General features: G+C 35.4%; 19 protein-coding genes. 13 read left to right on the forward strand and 6 right to left on the reverse strand.

Annotation, left to right across the window (positions count from 1 at the left end):
- Positions 1-238 precede the first annotated feature (238 nt).
- On the forward strand, positions 239-5,587 hold the full coding sequence (locus tag C8P70_RS07045) for a choice-of-anchor J domain-containing protein (protein ID WP_166666188.1): 5,349 nt from the start codon (positions 239-241) through the stop codon (positions 5,585-5,587).
- A gap of 418 nt (positions 5,588-6,005) precedes the next feature.
- On the opposite strand, the gene C8P70_RS07050 is transcribed toward C8P70_RS07045, so the two are convergent.
- A complete protein-coding gene (locus C8P70_RS07050; RefSeq protein ID WP_133712639.1) occupies positions 6,006-7,832 on the reverse strand; it encodes a GNAT family N-acyltransferase in 1,827 nt (608 codons plus the stop codon).
- Positions 7,833-8,026: 194 nt separating this feature from the next.
- Between C8P70_RS07050 and C8P70_RS07055 the strand changes: the two genes are divergently transcribed.
- The 6 genes from C8P70_RS07055 to C8P70_RS07080 all read left to right on the forward strand — a co-directional run bounded on the left by C8P70_RS07055 (position 8,027) and on the right by C8P70_RS07080 (position 15,773).
- Positions 8,027-8,791: an exodeoxyribonuclease III gene (locus C8P70_RS07055; protein WP_133712640.1), complete on the forward strand. Its 765-nt coding sequence runs from the start codon at positions 8,027-8,029 to the stop codon at positions 8,789-8,791.
- Between the two features lie 21 nt (positions 8,792-8,812).
- Positions 8,813-9,718, forward strand: a complete 906-nt coding sequence (locus tag C8P70_RS07060) for an OmpA/MotB family protein (RefSeq protein WP_133712641.1) — start codon at positions 8,813-8,815, stop codon at positions 9,716-9,718.
- 73 nt (positions 9,719-9,791) lie between these two features.
- Complete coding sequence (locus C8P70_RS07065; protein WP_133712642.1) at positions 9,792-11,096, forward strand: mechanosensitive ion channel family protein; 1,305 nt, start codon at positions 9,792-9,794, stop codon at positions 11,094-11,096.
- A 417-nt stretch (positions 11,097-11,513) separates the two neighbouring features.
- Positions 11,514-12,443, forward strand: a complete 930-nt coding sequence (locus tag C8P70_RS07070; protein WP_133712643.1) for a PorP/SprF family type IX secretion system membrane protein — start codon at positions 11,514-11,516, stop codon at positions 12,441-12,443.
- A 24-nt stretch (positions 12,444-12,467) separates the two neighbouring features.
- Positions 12,468-14,378, forward strand: a complete 1,911-nt coding sequence (locus C8P70_RS07075; RefSeq protein ID WP_133712644.1) for an OmpA family protein — start codon at positions 12,468-12,470, stop codon at positions 14,376-14,378.
- 153 nt (positions 14,379-14,531) lie between these two features.
- The gene (locus C8P70_RS07080) at positions 14,532-15,773 is read left to right on the forward strand and encodes a hypothetical protein (RefSeq protein WP_243832681.1); all 1,242 of its coding nucleotides are present in this window, start codon (positions 14,532-14,534) and stop codon (positions 15,771-15,773) included.
- 53 nt (positions 15,774-15,826) lie between these two features.
- Here the strand turns inward: C8P70_RS07080 and C8P70_RS07085 are convergent, their stop codons facing one another.
- The 3 genes from C8P70_RS07085 to C8P70_RS07095 all read right to left on the reverse strand — a co-directional run bounded on the left by C8P70_RS07085 (position 15,827) and on the right by C8P70_RS07095 (position 18,152).
- On the reverse strand, positions 15,827-16,615 hold the full coding sequence (locus tag C8P70_RS07085) for a S1/P1 nuclease (RefSeq protein WP_133712679.1): 789 nt from the start codon (positions 16,613-16,615) through the stop codon (positions 15,827-15,829).
- A gap of 7 nt (positions 16,616-16,622) precedes the next feature.
- A complete protein-coding gene (locus C8P70_RS07090; protein ID WP_133712645.1) occupies positions 16,623-17,135 on the reverse strand; it encodes an acyl-CoA thioesterase in 513 nt (170 codons plus the stop codon).
- Positions 17,136-17,216: 81 nt separating this feature from the next.
- Positions 17,217-18,152 carry an HU domain-containing protein gene (locus tag C8P70_RS07095; protein ID WP_133712646.1) on the reverse strand — a complete coding sequence of 312 codons (936 nt, stop codon included), beginning with the start codon at positions 18,150-18,152 and terminating at the stop codon, positions 17,217-17,219.
- Positions 18,153-18,296: 144 nt separating this feature from the next.
- Here C8P70_RS07095 and dprA point away from each other — a divergent pair, with 144 nt between their 5' ends.
- The gene (gene dprA, locus C8P70_RS07100) at positions 18,297-19,427 is read left to right on the forward strand and encodes a DNA-processing protein DprA (protein ID WP_243832682.1); all 1,131 of its coding nucleotides are present in this window, start codon (positions 18,297-18,299) and stop codon (positions 19,425-19,427) included.
- A gap of 45 nt (positions 19,428-19,472) precedes the next feature.
- On the opposite strand, the gene trpS is transcribed toward dprA, so the two are convergent.
- Positions 19,473-20,441 carry a tryptophan--tRNA ligase gene (gene trpS, locus C8P70_RS07105; RefSeq protein ID WP_133712647.1) on the reverse strand — a complete coding sequence of 323 codons (969 nt, stop codon included), beginning with the start codon at positions 20,439-20,441 and terminating at the stop codon, positions 19,473-19,475.
- Between the two features lie 139 nt (positions 20,442-20,580).
- On the opposite strand from trpS, the gene C8P70_RS07110 reads away from it, so the two are divergent.
- Positions 20,581-21,342, forward strand: a complete 762-nt coding sequence (locus C8P70_RS07110; RefSeq protein ID WP_133712648.1) for a lysophospholipid acyltransferase family protein — start codon at positions 20,581-20,583, stop codon at positions 21,340-21,342.
- Positions 21,343-21,362: 20 nt separating this feature from the next.
- Here the strand turns inward: C8P70_RS07110 and recA are convergent, their stop codons facing one another.
- Positions 21,363-22,367: a recombinase RecA gene (gene recA, locus C8P70_RS07115; RefSeq protein ID WP_133712649.1), complete on the reverse strand. Its 1,005-nt coding sequence runs from the start codon at positions 22,365-22,367 to the stop codon at positions 21,363-21,365.
- A 139-nt stretch (positions 22,368-22,506) separates the two neighbouring features.
- Between recA and C8P70_RS07120 the strand changes: the two genes are divergently transcribed.
- The 4 genes from C8P70_RS07120 (at position 22,507) to C8P70_RS07135 (ending at position 26,055) form a co-directional block, all read left to right on the forward strand.
- Complete coding sequence (locus C8P70_RS07120) at positions 22,507-23,094, forward strand: hypothetical protein (RefSeq protein ID WP_133712650.1); 588 nt, start codon at positions 22,507-22,509, stop codon at positions 23,092-23,094.
- A gap of 118 nt (positions 23,095-23,212) precedes the next feature.
- Positions 23,213-24,571: an oxygen-dependent tRNA uridine(34) hydroxylase TrhO gene (gene trhO / locus C8P70_RS07125; protein ID WP_133712651.1), complete on the forward strand. Its 1,359-nt coding sequence runs from the start codon at positions 23,213-23,215 to the stop codon at positions 24,569-24,571.
- Between the two features lie 12 nt (positions 24,572-24,583).
- Positions 24,584-25,828: a peptidase U32 family protein gene (locus C8P70_RS07130; protein WP_133712652.1), complete on the forward strand. Its 1,245-nt coding sequence runs from the start codon at positions 24,584-24,586 to the stop codon at positions 25,826-25,828.
- Positions 25,825-26,055 (forward strand): ferredoxin, encoded by a 231-nt coding sequence (locus tag C8P70_RS07135; protein ID WP_133712653.1) that lies wholly within the window; start codon positions 25,825-25,827, stop codon positions 26,053-26,055. The genes C8P70_RS07130 and C8P70_RS07135 overlap by 4 nt, the downstream gene beginning before the upstream one ends.

Below are 26,055 nucleotides of genomic sequence, written 5' to 3' on the forward strand. Positions count from 1 at the left end.
ATAACCCTTTACATAAGAAACGCCTCTTATGTATGAGCTATTTCATAACGAGATAAATTAATATAAAAAGGAGCTGTCTTTTTAGATAGCTCCTTTTTAATGTTTGATTTTTTAGATAATTAATGATATACTGAGGCTTTTGGTGTTGAAGAAGATTAATATTTGATTCACAAATTCAAAATTAATGCTATATTGTGAGCAATAAAGATTTATGAAAAGTTTATTTAAAATTACTAATATGAAAATAAAATTATTCTATAGAATTTTAATCGTATTTTTTATGATAATTACTTTGAGTTTTTCAAAGAAGTTGACATATGAAAATATATATTTAAATGAGGAGGGAGAAACTGTTAGTATAAATGCCCTTGATTGTAATGAGCCTAAAGAAATAAAAATATTAAATGTTTTACCAAATAGTGCTGATTTTAGCTGGGAAGATGAGGAGAATACTGAATGGGAATATTATGTACAAGATGCTTGGGAAGTAGCACCTGTTGGGAGTGGTGTGCTTTCAAAGTCTAAGAGTGTAACAGTGACTCGTACAAGTGGTCTTGGGGGAGTGAATTTTCAGCCCGGTACAGAATATGACTTTTATGTGCGAGCTTCTTGTGGAGGGGGAAAGTTTAGCGCTTGGGTTGGACCTTTACGTTTTAAAACCCCTTGTAATGCTATAGCTTTACCTTTTTGGGAAGGGTTTAATTCAGATTCTACGACTATAGACTGCTGGGAGATTGTAGATAATAATAAAGATTCAACTTCTTCGACAGATAGTAATATATGGAAAATAACTACTACAAGTTATGAGGGAACACATGCCATGTATTTTATAGGGAATCAATCTGATAATTCGAAGAGACCTCATGATGATTGGTTGATTTCACCAACATTTACTTTAGATGCTACCAAAGTGTATAGACTAAAATATTATTATAGGTTAGATTCTAATTCTTTAACCTCATATGAGTATGAATATGAGGTATTATTATCTAATTCTGGCATAAGTGTAGATGATTTCACTACAATAGTAGTGCCAAGCAAAAAATACAATCCAGATACCGTATGGACAGAACAAACAGCATTTATTACAGGTATAAATGGAAACATTAATTTAGCGTGGCATGTAACATCATCCACTCAGTATACTTATATTTACATTGATGCTGTTTCTTTGGAAGAGATAGAATGCCCTGAACCGATTAATTTAGGAAGTAAATATGAGGAAAAGTCTACATCAACAATCTTTTGGGAAGATGAATTTGGTTCGGATTGGGAATATGTGGTTCAAGAATCTGGTAAAGGAGCGCCTGCTGTTTCAGGAACACTTACGACAAATAAGGAAGTAATTGTAACGAAAGATATAAAAGGTAAAAATCTGGAGGAGAATACAGAATACGAACTTTATGTTCGTACAGATTGTGGAGCTGGAAAATATAGTGAATGGTCTGGTCCTTATGTTTTTAGAACGGGATGTGGAGTTTTTGGAACTCCTTTTTGGGAGGGCTTTAATGTGGGGCATGATTCTAAGTACTGTTGGACAATTATTGATAGTAATGGAGACTCAACTTCCAAAACAGCGGATATTTGGCATTTCGATACGACGAGCTATGAAGGAACGCATTCAGCACGTTTTAATGGAACTTCTTCTGCGGATGTTCCTCATGATGATTGGCTTATTTCTCCAACAATTGAGTTTGAAAAAGGAAAAACTTATCGTTTGAAGTATCATTATAGAACATCCTCTATAACTACGTATGAGTACGAATTCGAAGTTTTGTTATCCGATTCAGGAGTGGATGAAGATAGCTTTAAAACTACTATTATTCCTAAGAAGAATTATGAGCCAGAAAGTGTTTGGATAGAACAAACAACTTTTATTGAAGGGGTTGAGGGTCATATTAACTTGGCGTGGCATGTAACTTCAAATACACAGTATACAACGATATATATAGACAATATCTTTGTAGAAGAAGTAGAGAATTGTCCGGAACCTTATAACTTGGGGGTAAAAGATATAGAAACTGATAGTGTCACCATATATTGGACTGATGATATGGGTGGAAGTAACTATGAATATTACATACAAGGGACAGGTGGCTCCGAACCATTAGGAAATGGTATATCTACTACTCAAAAAGAGGTAGTGGCTACTAAGGATGGTAAAGGAACGGTTTTGAATCATAATACAAATTATGAGTTATATGTACGTACGGATTGTGGTGACGGTACATTTAGTTCTTGGAGCGGCCCTGTTAAATTTACTACGCCTTGTGGAGTGTTTGAAACAACATTTTTAGAAAATTTTAATCTAGATTCTCCTACTATGCGCTGTTGGACTGAAGATGATTTGATGGTCTCCAAAGAAATAATAAACACGTATAAAAATGTGTTCTTTTCATATGATAATTATGAAGGTGATGACAGCCCATTATTAACTAATTTTATTGATAACTTTCTTTTTGCTCAGTCAAGAATAGAATCAAATCTAATATCTCCTCAATTGAAATTAGAAGGAGGTACTTATATGTTAAAATACAACTACATTTCTCCTGTTTCAGTAAAAGCTTTCGGAGTACCATTGAATACTATGATGGAGTTAAAATTGTCAGGTACAGATAATACAGGTAAAGCAATTGAAGAAAATATTGTAACAAGGAAATTATATTCAGCTGATTCATGGGAAGAAGAAATACTATTTATTACCGGAGTCTCGGGAGAGGTAAATCTGCAATGGCGGGTAACTTCTGATGGGACATATTATGCGATGGGAATAGATAATCTTTCTTTGAAAGAAGTGAAAACATGTCCGGAACCCTATTTTATTGAACTTACAAACGCTAGTTCTTCTAGTGTTACTGTTCAATGGGAACAGTTTGGAGACATCAAGGAATGGGAAGTAATTATTGTAAATTATGGGGAGGATGAAACAGCCTCGCCAATTAAAACTCTAAATGTAACAGGAACACCGCAAACAACTATATCCGGATTAGATGCTGGAAAAGCTTATACAATTTATGTTCGTGCTAAATGCAAAGATAATGTCTCGGCTAGTGAGTGGTCATCGTCAATAAATGCGGCTACAGAAGTGAGTGCTAATAACAATTGTACTGGAGCGTTGAATATTCCTGTGAATTTGGGACCAGATTGTGAAGAGTTTCTTTCTATATCTACATTAGGATCTTTTATGTCTTCTTCTGTTCTTCCTGCGTGTTATTCAGATGATGTAGAGGCAGATGTCTGGCTTGAATTCACTGCAAATTCTACGGCTCACCTATTAACTTTTAAAAATATTAAAGAACAATCTGAAGGCTCTCTTCCTAGTTTTGATATTGCTGTTTATGGAGTGAATTGTTCAGCCATTAGTACAAGTACTCCGCTTTTCTGCGATTCAGTTTACCCGTATTCATCAACGGAAAGAATGTTAACAGGATTAATTCCGGGACAAAAATATTTTGTTCGCATTGCATTTCCTAAAGGAAATTATTTGCTTACTGTCTGTCTGACCCAATCTGAGTGGGGATATATGGAAGTGAGCGCCAGTGGCGAAAAATATTCGGTAGATGAATTGATTAAAGATGTTTTAATTCAGTCTAATTGTAATTTGGTGTCTAATGTACGTTATCAAGTCGGAGATGGAAGTCCAGCTACAGCATCGGTAAATACTTTGGGGTATTTCAAAAAAGGAAATACAGAGTTTCCGTTTACAGATGGAATTGTACTATCTACAAGTGAAGTAGATTATGTACCTGGTCCATATACACCTAGTGGTAGTTTTAAAGGCGATAATCCTCATCGTTGGACAGGAGATAAAGATATCAATGACGCAATTAAAAATGCGGGAGGTGGACCAAGAGAAGATAAAAGAGTGACTCAAGTAGAATTCGATTTTATACCAATTAAAGATTCTTTAGATTTTGAATACTTGTTTGTTAGTAATAGCTATATTGAAGGTTGTACCTATACCTGTGAGAATGGAGCTTTATTTGCTGCATGGTTGATAGATGAAACTACAGGAGAGGGAGTAAATTTGGCAAAGATTAAAGGTACAAATACTCCGATTTCTTTATATACAATTTGGGACTCTAATAAAATAATAGGAACAAGTTGTTCTAGTTATCCAGAGTTGTTTTGGAAAAACTATTCTTCAGGAATCTCTCATCCCCTGGATGCGCCATTTAATTTCGCAGGAGCAACCAAAGCTATGAGCTCAGAAACTGTTTATGTGGTACCGGGACGCAAATATCATATTAAATTAGCAGTGATGGATTTTTGCCCAACTTCATCTCATTCTTCTGCGGTATTTTTCAACGCAGGAAGTTTTGATTTGGGAACGTTGGATTTAGGAGAAGATTTGTTGATAGAAACTAATACAGCTTTATGTGAAGATGAAAGTGTTCTGATCCGATCCGGAGTTACTATTTCCGAAGAATTGAATACAAAGATAGAATGGAAAAAAGATGGAGTTATAATTCCAGGTGCAACCGAAGTGGATTTAGAGGTAAGAGAAAGTGGCGTATATACTGTTCAGGTTGATTTTGTTGATATAAATTGTCAAAGAGAAGACAGTATTACAATAGAAATGTATCCTCCTATTTCCGAAAGCGTAAATCAGGCAAAAGATATTATAGTTTGCAGACAAGCTTTGGAAGAAGTTTCTGTTAATCTGATCTCTGTAGAAACGGAAATGTTTAAAGATGTTGAAAGAAGTGATTATAATACAGAATACTATAAGACAATCGAAGAAGCTGAAGCATCGGAGAATGCAATATCTAATGTAGAAAATTATGCATTGGGCAAAGAACCGCAAGCTCAAACACTATATATCCGTGTTGAGAGTATGATAACGGGATGCCATGAGATATTTGAGTTGCATATTCAGCCGGAACAAGGTGCTATTCCGGATAAACCATCTGATGTTTTAGTTTGTGCAGAATATGTATTCCCTCAAGTAAATGGAACACAATATTATTATATGCAGCCGGGAGGAGAAGGAAAAGCTTATAAAACGGGAGACGTTTTAGCTGAACCGGGAGAACATACCATTTATCTGTTACAGATAAACAATGAGGAAGGCTGTTATGAAGAAATTGCTTATAAAGTAAAAATAACAGCACCTGTAGTGGCAGATGTATTTGAAGATAAAACACTAAGCTGTGAGTACTACGAGCTAAAACCACTTTCTGAGTACAATCATTATTTTACAGAACCGGGAGGAAATGGCGACGAACTATACCCAGGCAGACAGATTCTCGAAAAACAGACCATTTATGTGTATGCCAGTTCAGAAGGCGGTTTATGTACGGATGAAAGCAGTTTTACTATCGATTATGAAGATTGTCCGATACCAAGGGGAATCTCTCCCAATAACGATGGTTTAAATGATGTTTTTGATCTGACACCTCACGGCGTGGAAAACATAAAAATTTATAATCGATGGGGTACAGAAGTTTATTCGCATGGAGCAGGCTATACTACCCAATGGCACGGACAAAATAAAAACGGCAAACAACTTCCGGACGGAACGTATTACTACGTAATTCAGGCGCATGGCAAAACGCGTACCGGATGGGTACAGATCAATAAGTAAATTAGTAGTTTTTTGGTTAGATTTGGTTATCCCCGGACAGAGTACGCTCTGTCGGGGATTAACTTTTAAGGAGTATACATATAAAATATAAGTTTGATTTACCTACAGTATGTTTAACCTGCCGGATTTTAAGGATTGGTTTAAAATTAATGAGGCTACAAAGTTTTTTTGTATATTTTAGTATACTTTCCATGAACTAACGTCTCTTTTGCAAGTTTAAATTAGATGTATGTCAGTAAACTTAAACTCAAAAGATATATTGAACTAGGAATTCAAAGGCTCTTAGGATTAATTGTCATAAACTAGACTATTTTGGAGATTTATAAGTAATCAAGAGTTTGTACAAGCTCATCTTACGATATGATTTACTTTTATTTCAGATATTTTTGAATTTCTTTCTGTATTTATAATATATCTCTTACTCACTAGTTTTATTATTTTCTTCCTGAATTTTCCGTTCCAGTTCAGCGGCAAACTCTTCCATTACAGGTTTTACCGTACTTTCAGGTAAATCGGCTATTTTTATATACATGAGTCCGTCAATAGCATTGTTGAATAACGGATCTACATTAAAAGCAATAACCTTAGCATTTTGCTTGATATATTTTTTAATTAATACAGGCAAGCGCAGTTTACCGGGTTCTACATCTTCTATGATTTTATCAAACTTATTGAGGTCAGACTCGGTTTCATTAAAAATTAAATCTTTATCGCTCCCTTTTAAATTAACCTTGTACTCCATTTTTGGAGTTACATATTGAGCAATGTAAGGATCAAAATAGTGCGAACGCATAAACTCAATCATCAGTGATTTTGAAAAATCAGAAAACTGATTACTGATGCTCACACCGCCAATAAGGTATTTGTGCTCCGGATGACGAAGCGTAGTATGAACAATTCCTTTCCACAGTAAAAACAGCGGCATAGGCTTTTGCTGATAACTACTGATAATAAAAGCTCTTCCCATTTCAATAGACTGCGCCATCATGGGATATAATTCGGATTCGAAACGAAACAGTTCGTTTAGATAAAACCCGTTAATACCGTGCTTTTTGTAAATTTCAGCTCCTAGTCCCATTCGGTAAGCACCTACTATCAGCTGTGCATCATTGTCCCACAAAAACATGTGGTGATAATATTTATCGTAGATATCTAAATCCAAAGAGTTGTTTGTACCTTCTCCTACCTCACGAAAAGTAATCTCGCGCAAACGACCTAGTTCCCGCAAAATCGTATGAATATGTTCTGCTTTACATAAAAATACTTCATAGTTTTTACTTTGAAGTAATCGATAATCCTTTTCTCTTAATTCTTTAATTTCTTCTAAAATCTTGTCTTTGGAAGATTCCGGAGCTATTTCTTTTACAGCCTTTGGAAATTTAAAATTAAAAGACGGAACTTTTATCCTCTTGTGTGCCTCCCCTTCTTTATACGCATTGGACAGAAGATAGGTTTTAAACCTTAAAAAATTTCCATAATCCATTAAATCATAATGTTCATTTTGTTCTTCAATAGATATGGGTCTTCCTATCCGAATCTTAATTACTCTGTTTTTTTGAGTCAGTAATTCGGATGGTAATTTTGCAGTTCGCAAAGTAGGATTTATCTGAGATAAAAAATAAAACAACTTGCTGTTTTGTGCGTGAAAATAAATAGGAACTACCGGAACATTGGCTTTTTTTATCAGTTTTATTGCTCCTTCTTCCCAAGGTTTATCTACCACCAATTGATCATCCTTATAAGTGGAGACTTCTCCGGCGGGAAATATTCCCAAAGGTTTTCCTTCATGCAGATGTCTTAAAGTATCTTTAATGCCTATCACGCTGGACTTTACATCCTTATTGTTTTCGAAAGGATTTACCGGCATAATATAGGGTTTCAAGGGCTCTATTCTATGCAACAAAAAATTGGCAATAATTTTAAAATCAGGATCGTGTTCAAGCATTAGCTTTAAAAGCAAAATACCATCTATACCTCCTAACGGGTGATTAGAAATCGTAATATAAGGTCCGTTTTTAGGAATTCTCTTTAATTCTTCCGGATCAATTTCAAACTCAATTTGAAATTCTTCTAAAATAGCATTTAGAAAATCTAAATCTTTTAAGTGCTTATTGCGATCGTAAATTTTATTTAGCGTAGTAATTTTCAATGTTTTCATTAACAACCAACCCGACAATGTACCTAATACGCCGTACTTATTTACATTAATCGCTTTCGCTACTTCCTTAGCTGTTACTAACCCCATCAATAGTCTATTATATAAATACAAATATACTAAAATCTTTAGGCAAACTATTTTATTTTACTATTACCTGTTTATTAATAAGGAAAATATTGCTGTAAAACTTTTAAATATCTGATTAAAAATGAAATAATGTTACCTTATTCAATATATATTTTTTCCTATTTTTGGCTTATTTAAAATATACTTTCAAAACCATGAAAATTATTTCTTACAACGTAAACGGTATAAGAGCGGCAATAAACAAAAGATTTTTAGATTGGATACAGGAAGAAAATCCCGATATAATCTGTTTACAGGAAATTAAAGCCAAAAAAGAACAAATTCCGGTAGAAGATATAACTGCAGCAGGATATCCGTATCAATATTATTTTCCGGCACAAAAAAACGGTTATAGCGGGGTAGCTATTCTTTGCAAAGAAGAACCTAACAAAATAACTTATGGGACAGGAATAGAATACATGGATGCTGAAGGAAGAAACTTAAGGGTTGATTACGACACCTTTTCCGTCATGTCTCTGTACTTGCCATCGGGAACCAACATTGACCGGTTGGGCTTTAAGTTTCAGTTTATGGATGATTTTCAGACTTATATTTCAAACTTGGTTAAACAACTTCCAAATTTGATTATCTGTGGAGATTTTAATATCTGCCATCAGGCAATTGATATTCACGATCCGATTAGAAATGCAAAAGTATCTGGTTTTTTACCGGAGGAACGCGCATGGATAGATCAGTTTATAAAAAACGGCTTTATTGATAGTTTCAGGATGTTTAACAAAGAGCCTCACAATTATAGCTGGTGGACCTACAGAGCCAATGCGCGCAACAACAACAAAGGGTGGAGAATTGATTACAGTATGATCTCTGAAGCTATGTCTGACAGAGTATTATCTGCATCGATATTGCCCGATGTCAAACATTCTGACCACTGCCCGATTGTAGTTGAAATTGCAAAATAATTATAAAAAAAACTAATGGTCATGATTTTCAAAAAACTTCCTTTGTTTCTCTTAACTGGAATAACTTTATCTTCTTGTGTAACAAGAAAACTATATAATGATCTGGATCAGCAATATCAGAATGTGCTAAAAGAAAACGAACGCTTAAACAGCGACTTAGAGCTATTGAACACTTCAAACAAGGATTTAGAGCAGATAAAAAAACAACTGGCAGATCAATTAAAAGATCTACAGCAAGAGCGTAGCAATTTAAATGCCGAAATAATCGCTGCTCAAAATAAGCTGAAAGATTTAAAAGATTCTTATACCAATTTGGAAAAACACTCCGAAGAGACTTTAAGAGCCGAAGCAGCCCGATTAGCTAAAGCAAAATCCGAGTTGGAAGAAAAAGCCAATCGCGTTTTAGAACTTGAAAATATTTTGGCAGAAAATGACCGACAAATGAAGACGCTTAAAGATAATCTTGCTCAAGCTTTAAATGATTTTGAAGGTAGAGGACTGTCGATTGAACAAAAAAATGGGCGGGTTTACGTATCTATGGAAAACAAACTTTTGTTCAACTCCGGGAGCTGGACCATCAATAACGAAGGGAAAAAAGCAGTTGTAGAATTGGGAAAAGTTTTGGCAGATAACAATGATATTTCCGTTTTAATCGAGGGGCACACAGACAATGACAAAGTGTTGGGGAATTTAGGAGAAGGAGTACAAAATAACTGGGATTTGTCTACAAAAAGAGCACTTACAATTGTAGCTGTATTGGTTGAAAACCCTTCTATAAACAAAAAAAATCTGACCGCTGCCGGACGAAGCGAATATGCCCCTGTGGCAGATAGCAATACTCCAGAAGGAAAATCCAAGAACAGGAGAATAGAAATTATCTTAACACCCAATCTGGATAAAATCAATCAGATGTTAAATCAAATTTAAACAGAGCTTTTAATTTGTTTTTCTCCATTAATTTATTAGAATGTAGTTGCTTAATTCATAATTTTAATAATAAATGATAAACGTCATTACTACTTTAAATAATTTCATCGAGACTTCTGATCTAAATCAGCTATATAATTGGTTTCATAAATTGTTGTCTAATTTACACCTCAATAGCGAACAAACACATACTGCTACAGCAATATCATTGGTGATTTCGTTTACTGCCTGTATGGTTCTTTTGGATTATATACTTAAAAAAATTTTACTAGTTGTAATAAAAACACTTATTATAAAAAGTAAAACAAAATTAGATGACATCTTATTGAACAATAAAGTATATCACAATATTGTTCACCTTATTCCTATTGTATTATCTAAAATATTTTTTCCTATATTCTTTACAGGGTTTCCAAAACTGATTCAATTTACAATCGTTTTGACAGATGTAGTACTGGTCATTGCATTTACCCTGCTTATTAATTCAATAATCAGGAGCATAAGAGATTACATCAAAACAAAACCCAGGCTTGCTGATAAACCTTTGGACAGTTATTCTCAGGTTGCATCAATAGGAGTATATTTCATAGCTTTTATTTTCATTTTCTCCTCTATTTCGGGTAAATCTCCTGTAAATTTTTTGGTTTCATTAGGTGCAGCTTCCGCTATTTTGCTGTTGGTTTTCAAAGATATTATAATGGGATTTGTAGCAAGTATCCAGGTTTCTGCCAATGACATGGTAAGAGTTGGCGACTGGATAGAAATGTCAAAGTTCGGAGCTGATGGATCGGTTTTAGAAATAAACCTCAGTACTGTTAAAGTTCAGAATTTTGATAAAACTATTACAACCATCCCTACTCATCTGCTGATTAGCGATTCGTTTAAAAATTATAGAGGAATGCAAAGTTCCGGTGGAAGAAGGATAAAAAGAAGTATCAATATCAAAATGTCATCTATCCGGTTTTTGGAACTAAATGAAATTGAAGAGCTCAAAAAGATTCAGTTGTTAAAACCTTATATTGAACAACGACAGAAAGAGATAGACGAGCACAATCAGCTCTATCAAATGGATCAGACAATGCCTGTCAATGGCAGAAAAATGACTAATATAGGATTGTTTCGTGCTTATATTTTGAGATATGCCGAGCAAAATCCTCATATTCATAAAGATCTCGCTTTAATGGTTAGGCATTTGCAACCCACTGAACACGGTCTGCCAGTTGAACTTTACATGTTTGTTAATAATACACTTTGGGCTTTTTATGAAAACGTTATGGCAGATATATTTGATCATTTATTTGCTTCGGTTTCCTATTTTAAATTAGAGGTTTACGAGCTTCCTTCTTCCGATGATGTTAGAATGTTTTTGAAAAAGTAGATAGTAGACATAGAGTTTTTTTGAAAAAATTAGAAGAGAATTTAAATAGATAAATTACTCTAAGTGATAAGTTTGTTTGGTTTTGTAAAAATATTGCATGAAACTGGTGTTAAATTTTTAAGTTTAACTGTTTTTGTTAATTTTCATATAATAAAATTTATATATTTACGCGACTAACCAAAACTAGTCATTGTAAGAGGTGAAACAAAATGGAAGTATTATCTCAGTTATTATCTTTCTCAATTAGTAGCATCTTGGTTTATGCTATAGTTAAGGGGTAGATAGTATGTATGTATTTGTGCTTATGAAGAAATTCCATAAGGATGGATACAGACGAATTAAAAAGATAATTCGTATTCGGAAGAGATTGTATCTGGATACGAATATTTATAATTAATCTAAAAAAATCTATAATATATGAATAGGATTTATTTATTGTTGGGATTGATGGTTTTAGGAGGGGTGCAATCTACCTTACAAGCACAACAGAACCCCCAATACACACAGTATATGTATAATATGAGTGTGATCAACCCAGCTTATGCAGGTAGTAAAGAGAGTTTGTCTATGGGTCTTTTGTACCGCAAGCAGTGGGTTGGCTTTGAAGGAGCACCTGCCACCGGTACTTTTTTCGGACATACCCGGGTTGGTAAAAACGTAGGATTGGGCTTATCCTTTATCAACGATAAACTGGGACCTATCACGGAGAACAACGTTTACGGAGACTTTTCCTATACGTTAGATTTAGGCAGAGAACACAAGCTTGCTTTGGGACTTAAGGCAGGAGCTACGTTTCACAATGCCAAATTGCTTTCAGAAGTAGGCGTTTACGATCAGATGGATCCGGATGACCCGGCTTTTGGAGAAGACAGTAATTCTACGCTTTTTAACTTTGGTTTAGGAGCTTATTATTACACAGATCGCTATTATGTAGGTTTGGGTATGCCCAATATGCTCAAAGGATACTATCTGAATTATGACGGACGTCAGTTCGGACAGGAGGAACTACACATGTTTTTAACCGGAGGATATGTTTTTGATCTGGACAGAGACTGGAAATTGAAGCCTTCGGCAATGGTTAAATATGGTTTTAATGCACCGATGTCATTTGATGTTAGTTTAAATGCGATGTATGCCAACAAATTAGAAGGAGGAATCACTTATCGCAAGGACGATGCTATAGGAGGTATGCTGAATTACAGGATCACCAAGAGCCTCAGAATCGGTTATGCCTATGATTACATCACTTCTGACATCCGAAGAGAAGCTAAGGGATCACATGAGTTTATTCTGCTTTACGATTTGTTTTTCTCGAAAAGAGTATCGAGTTCATCGAGATATTTTTAATAATATTCCAACTAATAAATAACTATGAGAATAAGAAAAATATATGTAGGCTTATTGTTGAGCAGTTTATTCATTTTACAAGTTTCAGCACAAGATGAGAAAAAAACTCCATTAGAAATTGCAGATGGCTTATATAGTCGTTATGAATTTGTAGATGCAGCTAAGGCATATCAAAAGTTGGTACGAGGTGTAAAGACAGATAATTATATTTACCTTCAGTTGGCAGATTGTTATTACAATATATTTAATACTGTAGAAGCTGCAAAATATTATGGAAAAGCACTAGAGAAAGAGCCTAACTTAGATTCGGAGCTCTATTATCGTTATGCACAGATGCTTAAAGCAAGTGGTCGTTATGAAACTGCTAACGCAGTAATGAAGAAATTTGCTGAGCGTGTTCCTGAAGATCAACGGGCAATTTCTTTTATGCGTGAACCGGACTACATTCCGAGACTTCGTGAACAGGAAGAGCTTTTTACCTATGAAGAATCGGGAATTAATGATATGAAAGGATCTGATTTTGGTGCTTTTTTAACTAGTGGAGACACGCTTTATTTTGCCTCTACACGTACCACTAAAAGAGATCCGAAGACGTATGGGTGGAATGATCAGCCTTATTTGGATATTTATCAGGCAAGATACAAATCAATAGAAGATCCTTTATATGATGTAGAAGAAGTATCTGAGTTGAATACAAAATATCATGATGGACCTGCCACGGTTACAGGAGATGGTAAAACGATGTATTTTGCCACTGAGAGTTTCCGAGAAGGCAAATTTACTAAGAATAAACAGAAACTGCTAAAGTTGGGTAAAGTTAGTTTATTTAGAGCTACCAAGAAGAAAGGTAAGTGGAGTAATATTGAGCCAGTTCCTTTCAATGGAAGCGATTATTCGGTTAGTAATCCAAGTGTAAGCAAAGACGGAAGTACTCTTTATTTTTCTTCAGATATGCCTGGTACGATGGGAGAAACTGATATTTGGAAAGTAGAAATTGATGATGAGGGCAACTACGGTACACCGGTGAATATGGGAAGTCAAGTAAATACGGAAGGAAGAGAGTCGTTTCCTTTTATTTCCGAAGAAGGAAAGCTTTACTTCGCTTCTGATTCTAGAAAAGGGTTTGGAGGATTGGATGTCTATGTTGTAGATTTAGCTATTCCTCAGGCAGAGCCTAAGAACTTAGGCGCTCCGATTAATACGGCTAAAGATGATTTTGCATTTTCTTTTTATCCTTCTAAAGATATTGGGTTCTTTTCGACGAATCGAGTGGGAAGAGATGATATTTATAAGGCTATTCCGATTTGTAACTCTGAGATGTACGTAACTGTTACAGATAAACAAAATGGACAGATACTAGCAAATTCTAAAGTTGATATTTTTGATGATCGGAAGAACTTGATAGAGACAAAATATTCGGATGAGCGTGGTATAGTGGAATATGTTGTAGATTGTGGCAAATTTTTTAATCTTCAGGTTTCTAAGGAGGATTATGAGAGTAAATCTATAGAGGTCCCTTTAAATCGAAAAGGAGGAAGACAGTTGATAAATGTTGCACTTAACCCTATAGAAGTTATTGTTTTGAAAGAAGAAATTCTTTTGGGAGACATTCACTTTGAATTTGATCGCTTTAATATTACTCAGCAGGGAGCTTTTGAGTTAGATAAACTGGTTCAGGTGATGAAGCGCAATCCTCAGATGCGAATTAAGGTAGGTTCGCATACCGATACACAGGGAAGTCCGACTTATAATCAGAAGCTATCTGAGAATCGGGCTAAAACTACGGTTCAGTACCTGCTTTCTAAAGGGATAGAGTCTTACCGTTTGGAGTCAGAAGGATTTGGTGCCAGTCGACCTAAGATTAATTGTGGTGGCGACTGTACAGAAGCTCAGCATGCTATCAACAGACGCAGCGAATTTGAGATTTTAAAGTAGGTATAAAGAGCTGATAATATAATATTTAAACTTTAATATACTTTAAGAAGTCCTTACAATTTCTGTAAGGACTTTTTTATTAATTTAGTCTAAGAAATAAAATGGTATTGTTATTGACAATATAATTTTAGTAATATTAATTAAAAAATGAAAATGATGAAGCTGTTTAGATATATTTTTTTAGTGAGTTCTTTGGTTTTATTCTGGAATGGATATGCACAGAGGGCAGTTGTAACGGCTAATAATTACGATATTAGTGACAATCTCGATTTGCAGGCGGTTGCTTCTATTTTTGGTGATTCTAAAGATTTGGCAGACTTTGAATACAGGCTGAATGATCCGGATTTAAGGATTTCAAACTTAGATTTAAATGGAGATGGTTATGTAGATTATCTACGAGTTGTAGAAACAATTGAGGGAAATACCCATTTAATTGTTGTACAGGCTGTATTGGGACAAGATATGTTTCAGGACGTTGCTACCATTGAAGTAGAAAAGAAAAAGAAAAACAAAGTGTACGTTCAGGTTGTAGGAAATCCTTATTTATATGGAGCCAGTTATATTTATGAGCCGGTATATGTAAGCACGCCTCCTGTGTTTAGTCTGTTCTGGGGAAATTCTTATTCACCCTATTATTCGAGTTGGTATTGGGGGTATTATCCGTCTTATTATTCATATTATAGACCTTATCCAACAGCAACTTATATTGTAAATGTTCATACACATATCAATTACAATAACAGATATGTATATACCAATAACAGATATAGTACAAGAACGCCATATATGTATGAAAATGTGAGACAAAATTATTACGAACGAAAAAATCCTAATAATTCTTTTACATCGAGAAATACAAATTATAACAATAGATATGATTTGGCAAGCAACAGAAGAACAACTTACAGCAGAAGCGAATATAGCGTAAATAGCAACTCCAGAAATAATAGATATGGCACCAATAACAACAGAACGGTAAATAAAGTCTCGGCTGAAGGAATTGGCAACAGATCTTCCTCGAGATCGAGTTATCAAACCGGAACTGCGGTGTCTTCTGACAGAAAAGTATCTGTGAAAAATAATAATAGCAGAGCGGTTAATACAACGCAGAGAACGTCAACCACTTCACGAGCTGCTGTAAACAGTCCGAAGACGAGTACTTCTACAAGTAATAATTATAACAGAGCTTCAAGGTCGTCTTATTCGACGAATAATTCATCCTCTTTCAGTAATAACAGAAGCTCTAACAACACTATGCGAACTTCAAGCTCGCCGTCAAGAAGTAATTATAGCAATTCTGCTTCTTCTGGTTCCAGAAGTTCTTCAGCAGCAAGTTATAGCAGTGGAAGATCTTCTTCGAATGCATCTGGAAGCCGATCTTCTTATAGTAGATAAATAAAGATATTAGTAAAAAATAAAAAACCAGAGTTGTCAAACTCTGGTTTTTTTTATTGAAAAATCTGATTTAAAATTTTTGCAAGCCTTAAGCCGCCTTTTAAAAGCTGGTTTTCAAGGTCATATTTGTAGTCAAAATGATATTTAAAACTAAGAGCATCTCCCTGTTCTGCTCCATCATATATTTTGTTAGAGAGCATATAGGAATCAAAAATCCAGTCAGCGAAAGAACCTTTCGTTAAATTTTGATTGTATTGTTTGTTGTGAATATCTAAAACTTCAGCATATTCGGTAAAGCTGTATTTGTCAAAGTCGATTAAGGATGAATCCCAAACACTGTGAAGATTAGTAGGTTTTCTGAACCACTCTACTTTTATTCTGTTTCCGCCTAAATCTTCTTCTCTGCCGATGTGCAACGGCTGATGTGCATCGCCGATAAGGTGAATAATAAAGTAAAGATATTGTTGTTTCTTTGCTAAAGGTAAATCTTTGGTTTTAAGCTCCTCAATCAAATACAAAGCTTTTTTATATAAGTTTTCATCAGTTGATTGTTCGAGAGCCATATCAAAGGAAACACGGTCTAAATCGCCTGCTAAATTGATATAATGCCAACTGTCTGCAAATTTCCATGAAGGATCTGATTTTATAAAATCTGGCCAATTAGCCCAATAGGCTAATTTTTGATTTCCAATAAGTTTTTTGATTTCTTTTTTTGCTTTTTTAGATAGATTTCTTTCCGCAATTTCCGCAACTACACGGTGTCCTGTTGTTCCCCAAGAGTACCCTGCTGTTAATTGGAATACAAAAAATAAAAGAACTAATAACCGAAATGATTTTTTCATATTGTGTTTATTCATTAAAAAGTGCTTTTAATTCTGTTGCATCAGAAGGTTTCATTTTCCCTGCTAAAACGAGACTCAGCTGTTTTCTTCTTAGTGCTGCTTCATAGCGTAGTTTTTCCAATTCTGTTTCAGGAATTACTTCCGGAACGCCTACCGGACTTCCCGTATCATCCACTGCAACAAAAGTATAGATGGCTTCATTTGCTTTTTGTTTTGAGCCGTTTTCCCTATCTTCAATCCAAACGTCGAGGTAAATTTCCATAGAAGATTTAAAGGCTCTTGAAACCTTTGCTTCGACTGTAACAACGCTTCCCAACGGAATTGGTCGGTTAAAAGCCACATGATTAACAGAAGCCGTAACACATATACGTCGAGAATGACGACGTGCAGCGATACCTGCGGTTCTATCCATACGAGCTAAAAGTTCTCCTCCAAACATATTATTTAAAGGATTGGTTTCTCCTGTTAAAACCAAATCAGTAGTTAAAGTAGCGGATTCGGATACTAATTTTGCTTTCATATCAAAAGTTTTGGCACAAATATACTTACATTAAAGAAAAAATCCCCAAACTTTAAGTTTAGGGACTTTTTCTTTAACTTTTTATTGAACCAAAATCCATGCATCCGGATTAATGGTTTTATGTATTTCTTTTAATCTTGTTTGAGCTTCTTCTTGATTGATATAACTGGAGTATAAAACAGGATACATACCATGTCGGTTTTTTTCCAGGAATACTGCTTGTTCAAAGCCTTTTGCCTTTAATTGCTCTACTGCTTTTTGTGCGTTGGCTTCGCTTCTAAAAGCAGAGGCTACGATATGATAAGGCATAGGAACTTCTGATTTATCCTTTACAGATAATGTGATAGCTTCTAAGTCAGGCTCGATAACAAAAGTTGCTTGCTGTAATTGCTGTTGAACTTTGGTCTGTACACTTTTTTCTATTGCCAGTGTTTGATCTGACAGGTAGGCATTGTAACCGTTATTAACCAGAATACCGCCAATACCAGCCATTAAAGTAAAAACAGAAGCATATCTTAAAAAGGTGTATCGGTTTGGTTTTTTATTGACTTGCGGAGCTGAATTAATATGAATTACAGGAGCTGGCGCTTCTTTTTCTCTTAATATTTCAGAAGATACAACACCAGATAGACCAAAAGAAGTGGCAAGGAAATTGCTGTTTACTGAAGGTTCAAAGACCAATCCGCCTTCATTATTTGAATTTAAAACACCAATAGGGGATAGTTTAAGCATTCCGAAAGAGTTGAGTTCTTCAGACCACTTGTTTATGGAATTTTTTATCAGTTCGGTGGCTTGATCGTAAGACATTTTTTCCTGATTAGCAATATGATTGGCTAGTAAGCCATCATTATGGGTTATATTTACATTAAATAAAACTCGTTTTTGAGGAGGAAAAAAGATTTGCTTTTTATCGTCGTAATAAGACGACTGAATTTCAGTTAAAAAAGCGCCAAACCCTGGTACAATAACGCATTGATACCGATATAATAAAGCTGATATGTGTTTTTCAATTCCCATAACACAAAAATACAGTAAACAATAGGCGGAACAAAAAAATATTCACAAATGTTATTAACAAAAGAACAATCATAGAGAGATTACATGTTGATAAATAAATTATAAATATCCCTATAAAAATAGTACCTTTTAGAGACTATATTAATGCTTTTAATTTTTGAAATGGATCAAGAACAATTGTTTTACAGTTTGGCTTTACAAAAAGTTACGGGAATCGGAGCAATAACCGCGAGGCGTCTAGTGGAATATTTTGGAACAGAAAAAGCTGTTTTTAAAGCTGCTAAAAAAGAACTAATCGAGGCGGGTAGGATTAGTGAAACGCTAATTAAAAATTTAAGTAATCGCACAGTTTTTGAATTGGCGGAAACAGAAATGAAGCATATTAAACAAAATAATATAACAGTTATACACTATAAAGATGAACGTTTTCCTGAATTATTGAATCACTGTCCGGATGCGCCAATTCTGCTTTTTAGCAATACTTTAAACTGCAATTGGAATACCGACAAAATAATAAGTATTGTGGGAACCAGACAGCCAACTACAAGAGGTTTGGATTTTTGTGCAGAATTACTGGAGGGACTTAAAGATTACAACCCGGTTGTTGTTAGCGGGTTGGCTTACGGCGTTGACATCAGTGCGCATTTGGCAGCGTTAAACAATAACGTGATAACTTATGCCGTTTTAGGACACGGATTGAATAAAATTTATCCGGACGAACATTTCCATTACGCAAAAAATATGGAAAAAGGAGGAGGAGGACTGTTGTCGGAGTTTTGGATAACAGATAAAATTGACAGGGAAAACTTTATTAAACGCAATCGGATTGTGGCGGGAATGACAAAGGCAACCATCGTAATTGAAAGTGCGTTAAAGGGCGGTTCTATGTCAACCATTTCTTTTGCCAACGATTATAACAGGGATGCATTTGCTGTACCGGGACGGGTACAAGATAGAATGAGTGCTGGTTGCAATGAACTTATCAGAACAAATAGAGCACAATTGCTAACATCGGCAAAGGAAATTATTGAAACTTTGAATTGGGATTGCGCTCCGGTTAAACAAAAGCAAATTCAACCGAAATTGTTTTTAGATCTCAATGAAGAGGAACAGAAAATATACGACTTTTTAAAAATCCGAAAAAAAGAACTATTGGATGTAATAGCTATAGATTGCGCCATGCCGATTTATAAAGTAAGTACGGCGTTGCTTAATTTGGAATTAAAAGGAGCAGTGGCTCCCCTGCCTGGAAAATATTTTGAAATTGTAGAATAAAAAATCCGGCTGTATTTTTACTACAGCCGGATTTTGTAAAAAATATTAATAACCTAACTTTTCTCTAACCCGTTGTAAAGTTTGGGTTGCTATTTGAGATGCTTTTTCAGCCCCGATAGCCAACAGCTTATCTACCTCGTCCGGATTATTGATGTAGAAATCATATTTTTCGCGAATGGTTTTAAACTGTTCAGTGATTAATTCAAACAAAGCTTGTTTAGCGTGTCCGTATCCATAATTTCCACCTTCGTAATTAGTCCGCATTTGAGCAATCTGTTCTGGAGATGCAAGCAGTTTATAAAGCGTAAATACATTACAGTTATCAGGGCTTTTAGGCTCTTCCAAAGAGGTGCTGTCCGTTTCAATACTCATTACTTCTTTTCGCAACGTTTTATCGTTCTGAAAGATGTTAATTGTATTTTTTCGGGATTTACTCATTTTGTTGCCGTCTGTTCCGGGAACAATCATTACATCTTCAGAAAGTTTGACCTCCGGTAAAACAAAAGTTTCTCCCATTTGATTGTTAAAACGCGAAGCAACATCTCTGGTTATTTCAATGTGCTGCTGCTGATCTTTGCCTACAGGGACAATTTCTGCGTCATACAACAAAATATCTGCTGCCATTAGCATCGGGTAAGTAAAAAGTCCGGTATTCACATCTGAAAGAACAGAAGCTTTGTCTTTGAACGAATGAGCCAATGTCAATCGCTGATATGGAAAAAAGCAACTTAAATACCACGTTAACTCAGTCGTTTGAGGTACGTCGGACTGGCGGTAAAAAGTTACGTGATTAACATCTAAACCACAAGCCAGCCAAGTTGCCGCAACACTATAGGTATTTTCCTTTAATGTTTTAGCGTCTTTAATTTGTGTTGCCGAATGTAAGTTGGCAATAAAAATAAAAGACTCGTTCTCTTTGCTGTTTGCCATTTCAATTGCAGGCAGAATAGCTCCCAAGAGATTCCCTAAATGTGGAGTTCCGGTACTTTGAACTCCAGTTAGAATTTTAGCCATTGTGTGAAATTTATTGAAATAAGAAACAAAGATAAAGTTTTTGAAACTTATTCATTCACTTTTTGAGTTACGATATTATTTTTAATGACTGAAATACTTAAATTTGATACTTAATATTTATACAGAACAGCTATAAAACATGGGATTTATCAAAACAATTTTGAGTGTGCTTTGGCGTATTTGGTTTTATTTGTGGATGCTTGTGGTGATTTTGTTGTTGTCTCCTGCTTTATTGCTGACGATTTGGACAGAAAAAACTTATCCGTATTTTTTTAAAGTAGCTCGCCTTTGGGCAAAAATGATTTTTTTTGGCATGGGAATGCGTTACGAAGTAACACGACTTCAGGCTTTGGAAAAAGGAAAGAGCTATATGCTTGTTGCCAATCACACCTCTATGATGGATATTATGCTGATGTATATTTTAGTCCAAGGCAATCCTTTTGTTTTTGTAGGAAAAAAAGAACTTGCTAAACTGCCACTGTTCGGTTTCTTTTATAAAAAAACTTGTATTTTGGTTGACAGAGGCAGCTCAAAAAGCAAATATGAAGTATTTAAGAGAGCACAGGCAAGATTAAACCAAGGTCTCAGTATTTGTATTTTTCCAGAGGGTGGTGTTCCTGACGATACCAGGGTTGTTCTTGATACCTTTAAAGATGGAGCTTTCAGATTGGCAATAGAGCATCAAATACCTATAGTACCTATATCTTTTGGATACCTGAAACATTATTTTCCTTTTGATTTTGGTAAAGGGTTTCCCGGAAAAGTTCCTGTTACAGTTCACCCTTTTGTAGAAACAAAAGGTCTCCATCAGGAGGATAAAAGAGCCCTCAAAGAAAAAACACGTCAGATTATACTGAATCAGTTAACTATATGGGAAATCCAAAAAAAAATCCAGACTTGATAAAAAGTCCGGATTTTTTATTATGATTCTCGGTTTTTGATTTCTTCCTTGATTTTCTGTTCAAGTTCTTCCATTAGCTCAGGGTTGTCTTTAATTAAGCCTTTTACAGCATCTCTTCCCTGTCCTAATTTTGTATCGCCATAGCTAAACCAGGATCCGCTTTTTTTAACAATGTCAAAATCTACAGCCATATCCAGCACTTCGCCTACTTTTGAAATTCCTTCACCATACATGATGTCAAATTCTGCCGTTCTGAATGGAGGTGCTACTTTATTTTTAACGATTTTGACTTTTGTTCTGTTTCCTGTAACGTTGTCGCCGTCTTTTATTTGAGTAGATTTTCGGATGTCTAAACGCACTGAGGCATAAAACTTAAGAGCGTTACCTCCGGTTGTAGTTTCAGGGTTTCCAAACATTACCCCGATTTTATCTCTTAACTGGTTGATGAAAAATACAGTACAGTTGGTTTTGCTGATAGTTGATGTTAGTTTTCTCAACGCTTGTGACATCAATCGGGCGTGCAGTCCCATTTTAGAGTCACCCATTTCACCTTCAATTTCGCTTTTTGGCGTAAGTGCAGCCACTGAGTCAATAACTACCAGATCAATTGCACCTGATCGGATTAAATTTTCTGCAATTTCCAGTGCTTGTTCACCATTATCTGGTTGAGAAATGATTAGATTATCAATATCAACGCCTAATTTTTGTGCATAAAAACGATCAAAAGCATGTTCTGCATCAATAAAGGCAGCTATGCCGCCTCCTTTTTGTGCTTCTGCAATGGCGTGTAGCGTTAAGGTAGTTTTTCCTGAAGACTCCGGGCCGTATATCTCTATCACTCTTCCTCTCGGATAACCTCCAACGCCTAAAGCTAAGTCAATGCCAAGCGAGCCCGAAGAAATTACTTCTACTTCTTCTACTGCAGTATCTCCAAGTTTCATTACCGTTCCCTTGCCGTAGGTTTTGTCTAGTTTGTCCAGCGTTAGCTGCAACGCTTTTAATTTGGCTTCTTTGTCTGCGCTCATTTTTTAAACTGTAAAATTATATTGTAAAAGTAATACAATTTATTCAGACTTCAAGAGGAAGGTGTAATTATGGAAAACAATAAACTGGTTTTGTGAGCTTTTTTTGCGATATATTTACAGACGATTTAATCGTTAACGTATGAAATACATTTTTTATATTATTGTTTGGGCAATGTCATCATTAGCTTTTTCTCAGGAAGCTATAGAGTGGACTAAGGATTATAAACTGCAATTAACCGATTTTAAATCGCCTGCAACCAAAATAGAAAAGAATACCAGACCTGCTTTAGCAATGCCTGTAGGGTTTGATTTTCAGTTTGGCATGAGCAGTTTGGCATTTATGGCAAAAAAGAATTTTAATGCAGATGTAGTATGCTTATTTAAAAAAGAAGCAGCCAGCTTATCGGCTTCTGATGAGGTTTCTGCTATGGAATTGTTACATTTAGCACAATATCAGTTTGATTTATCGGAATTATATGCAAGGAAAACGAGAAAAGAGCTTTACGAAAGTAAAAATGCTTTTTCTAATATAGATTTTTGTAAATCAATTGTTGAAAAATATAACAATGAAGTGCTGGTAAAAATCAGCAAAGTTTCTAATGAGGTTGAATGGGGTAAAAATAAAGAACTATTAGCTCAATTCCATCAAGAGGTTTTGGAAGAAATAGAAAACCTGAGCGATTTTTGCAAGAATTGTAAACCAACCAAAAAGAAAAAAGCAAGATAACTTCTTAATCCCCGATTTTGTAGTTTAATAATCAAAATATTATCTTTGTGCCGAAATTCTTCCATTTTAGAATTTCGAAAACGTTTTTTTAATATTCTACACTTAAAAAGTTTATAGCATGCAACTGTATAACACATTAAGCGCAGAAGAAAGAGCACAACTTATTGAACAAGCAGGTGAAAACCGTTTGACTTTGTCTTTCTATGCGTATGCCAACATTGAGAACCCTCAACAATTTAGAGATGAATTATTTTTAGCATGGAATGCTTTGGACGCTTTAGGGCGCATTTACGTTGCTCATGAAGGAATCAATGCACAAATGTCTGTTCCGGCATCTAAATTTGAAGCTTTCAGAGATACTTTGGAGGAGTATGACTTTATGAAAGGCATTCGTCTAAATGTAGCGATTGAGCAAGACGACCTTTCTTTTTTAAAGCTCACCATAAAAGTACGAAATAAAATTGTTGCTGATGGGTTAAATGACAATACTTTTGACGTTACCAATAAAGGAATACACCTAAAAGCAAAAGAGTTTAATCAGCTGTTAGAAGATCCGAATACAATTGTAGTGGATTTTAGAAATCACTACGAAAGTGAAGTTGGACATTTTATAGGAGCAATAACTCCGGATGTAGATACTTTCCGCGAGTCATTGCCTATTATAAAAAATCAGCTGAAGGATATCAAAGAAGAAAAAAACTTATTGATGTATTGCACAGGTGGTATTCGCTGTGAAAAAGCTTCCGCTTACTTTAAGCATCACGGCTTTAAAAATGTATATCAGCTTGAAGGAGGAATTATAGAATATACACGACAGGTAAAAGCTGAAGGACTGGAAAGTAAATTCATTGGGAAAAACTTTGTATTTGACCACCGTTTGGGAGAACGCATTACAGATGATGTTATTGCACATTGCCACCAATGCGGAAAACCTTGTGATACTCACGTAAACTGTGCTAATGAAGCTTGCCATTTACTTTTTATCCAGTGCGATGAATGTGCCGAAAAAATGCACGGTTGCTGTTCAGATGAATGTTTGGATATTATCCAATTGCCTGTTGAAGAACAAAAACGGTTGCGAAAAGGAATACAAAAAGGAAATCTGATCTTTAAAAAAGGACGCTCGGAAGCTTTAAAATTCAAAAAAGAGCGCAATGTTTTTGAAGAGATAAAGGCAGTGAAAGTTGCAGCGGTAACTCAGATCCGCAAAAAACAAGCCGAGCGAAAAATTCTTGTAGGAACTGTACAGCATTATTTTACAAAAGCAGGAGTAGGACAATTTCTGATAGAAAAAGAAATTAAATTGGGCGATAAAATTGCCATTGTTGGGCCAACGACAGGGGATGAAAGAGTAACGCTTGATCACATGATGGTAAACGGACAAGAAGTTGCAATTGCAAACGAAGGAGATAGAATGACAATGACGTTGAACTTTCGTGTGCGCAAAAACGATCAGCTATTTAAAATCACAGAATAATAAATAGACGTAATGACAGTTTCGGGAAGAATTGAACTGATGGCTCCTGCTGGCAATTTTGAATCGTTGCAGGCCGCTCTGGACAATGGGGCAGATTCCGTATATTTTGGTGTGGATCAGCTAAATATGAGAGCGCGTTCTACCGTAAATTTTTCGATTGATGATTTACAAGAAATAGCCAAGCGTTGTCAGACAAAAAATGTTCGAACTTATTTAACGGTGAATACAATAATTTATGATCACGATCTGTCCATTGTAAAAACCTTGTTGAACAAAGCAAAAGAAGCCGGACTGACAGCAGTAATTGCTTCAGATCAGGCGGTAATTGCCTCGGCAAGGGCTATTGGACTGGAAGTTCATATTTCAACACAGCTAAACATTACCAATATTGAAACAGTTAGGTTTTACAGTCTGTTTGCAGATACTATTGTTTTGTCGCGGGAGCTGAGTTTGCGTCAGGTAAAAAAGATTGCCGAAGCCATCGAACGAGAACAAATCAAAGGACCGTCTGGCAATTTGGTTGAAATTGAAATATTCGGGCATGGCGCATTGTGTATGGCGGTTTCCGGGAAGTGTTATTTGAGTCTGCATTCGCATAATTCTTCAGCTAATAGAGGCGCTTGCAAGCAAAATTGCCGAAAAAAATATACAGTAATTGATCAGGAAAGCGGTTTTGAAATCGAATTGGATAACGAGTATATGATGTCGCCAAAAGATTTATGTACAGTTGACTTCTTGGATCAGGTAATTGCTGCCGGGGCTAAAGTCTTAAAGATAGAAGGAAGAGGACGAGCTCCTGAATATGTTGCTACTGTTATACGGACATATCGGGCTGCGATTGACTCTGTGGCGGAAGGAAATTATACTAAAGACAAAGTGAAAGAGTGGATGAAAGCTCTTGAAACAGTTTATAATCGCGGATTTTGGAGCGGCTATTATTTAGGGCAGAAATTGGGCGAATGGAGTGATAATCCGGGCAGTAATGCAACACAAAAAAAGGTATATGTGGGTAAGGCGATACATTATTTTCAAAAAGCTGCCGTGGGAGAGTTTAAGATAGAGGCCTATGACATTAGAGTAGGTGATAAGATACTGGTTACCGGATCAAGTACAGGAGCTAAAGAAGTGATTGTTGACGAAATGCTGGTAAATGAACAGGCTGCCGAACGCGCTACTAAAGGAGATGATTGTACTATAAAACTGCCGTTTAGAGTAAGGATGTCTGATAAATTGTATAAAATTGTAGAAGCGCAATGATAGTTGTAACTTTACAGCGAGATAAATGTATTGGTTGCAATTATTGCGTTGAGGTAGCTCCCCGGCAATTTCAGATGTCGAAAAAAGACGGAAAAACCGTTTTGCTCAGATCTGTTAACAATAAGGGCTTTTATACATTAAAATCTTCTGATTACAGTATATTGGAGGGATGTGAACAAGCAGAAAAAGTTTGTCCGGTACACATCATAAAGGTTAAAGATATTTAA

It is taken from the genome of Myroides indicus, assembly GCF_004364575.1.
In the GTDB taxonomy this organism is placed as follows: Bacteria; Bacteroidota; Bacteroidia; order Flavobacteriales; family Flavobacteriaceae; genus Flavobacterium; species Flavobacterium indicum_A.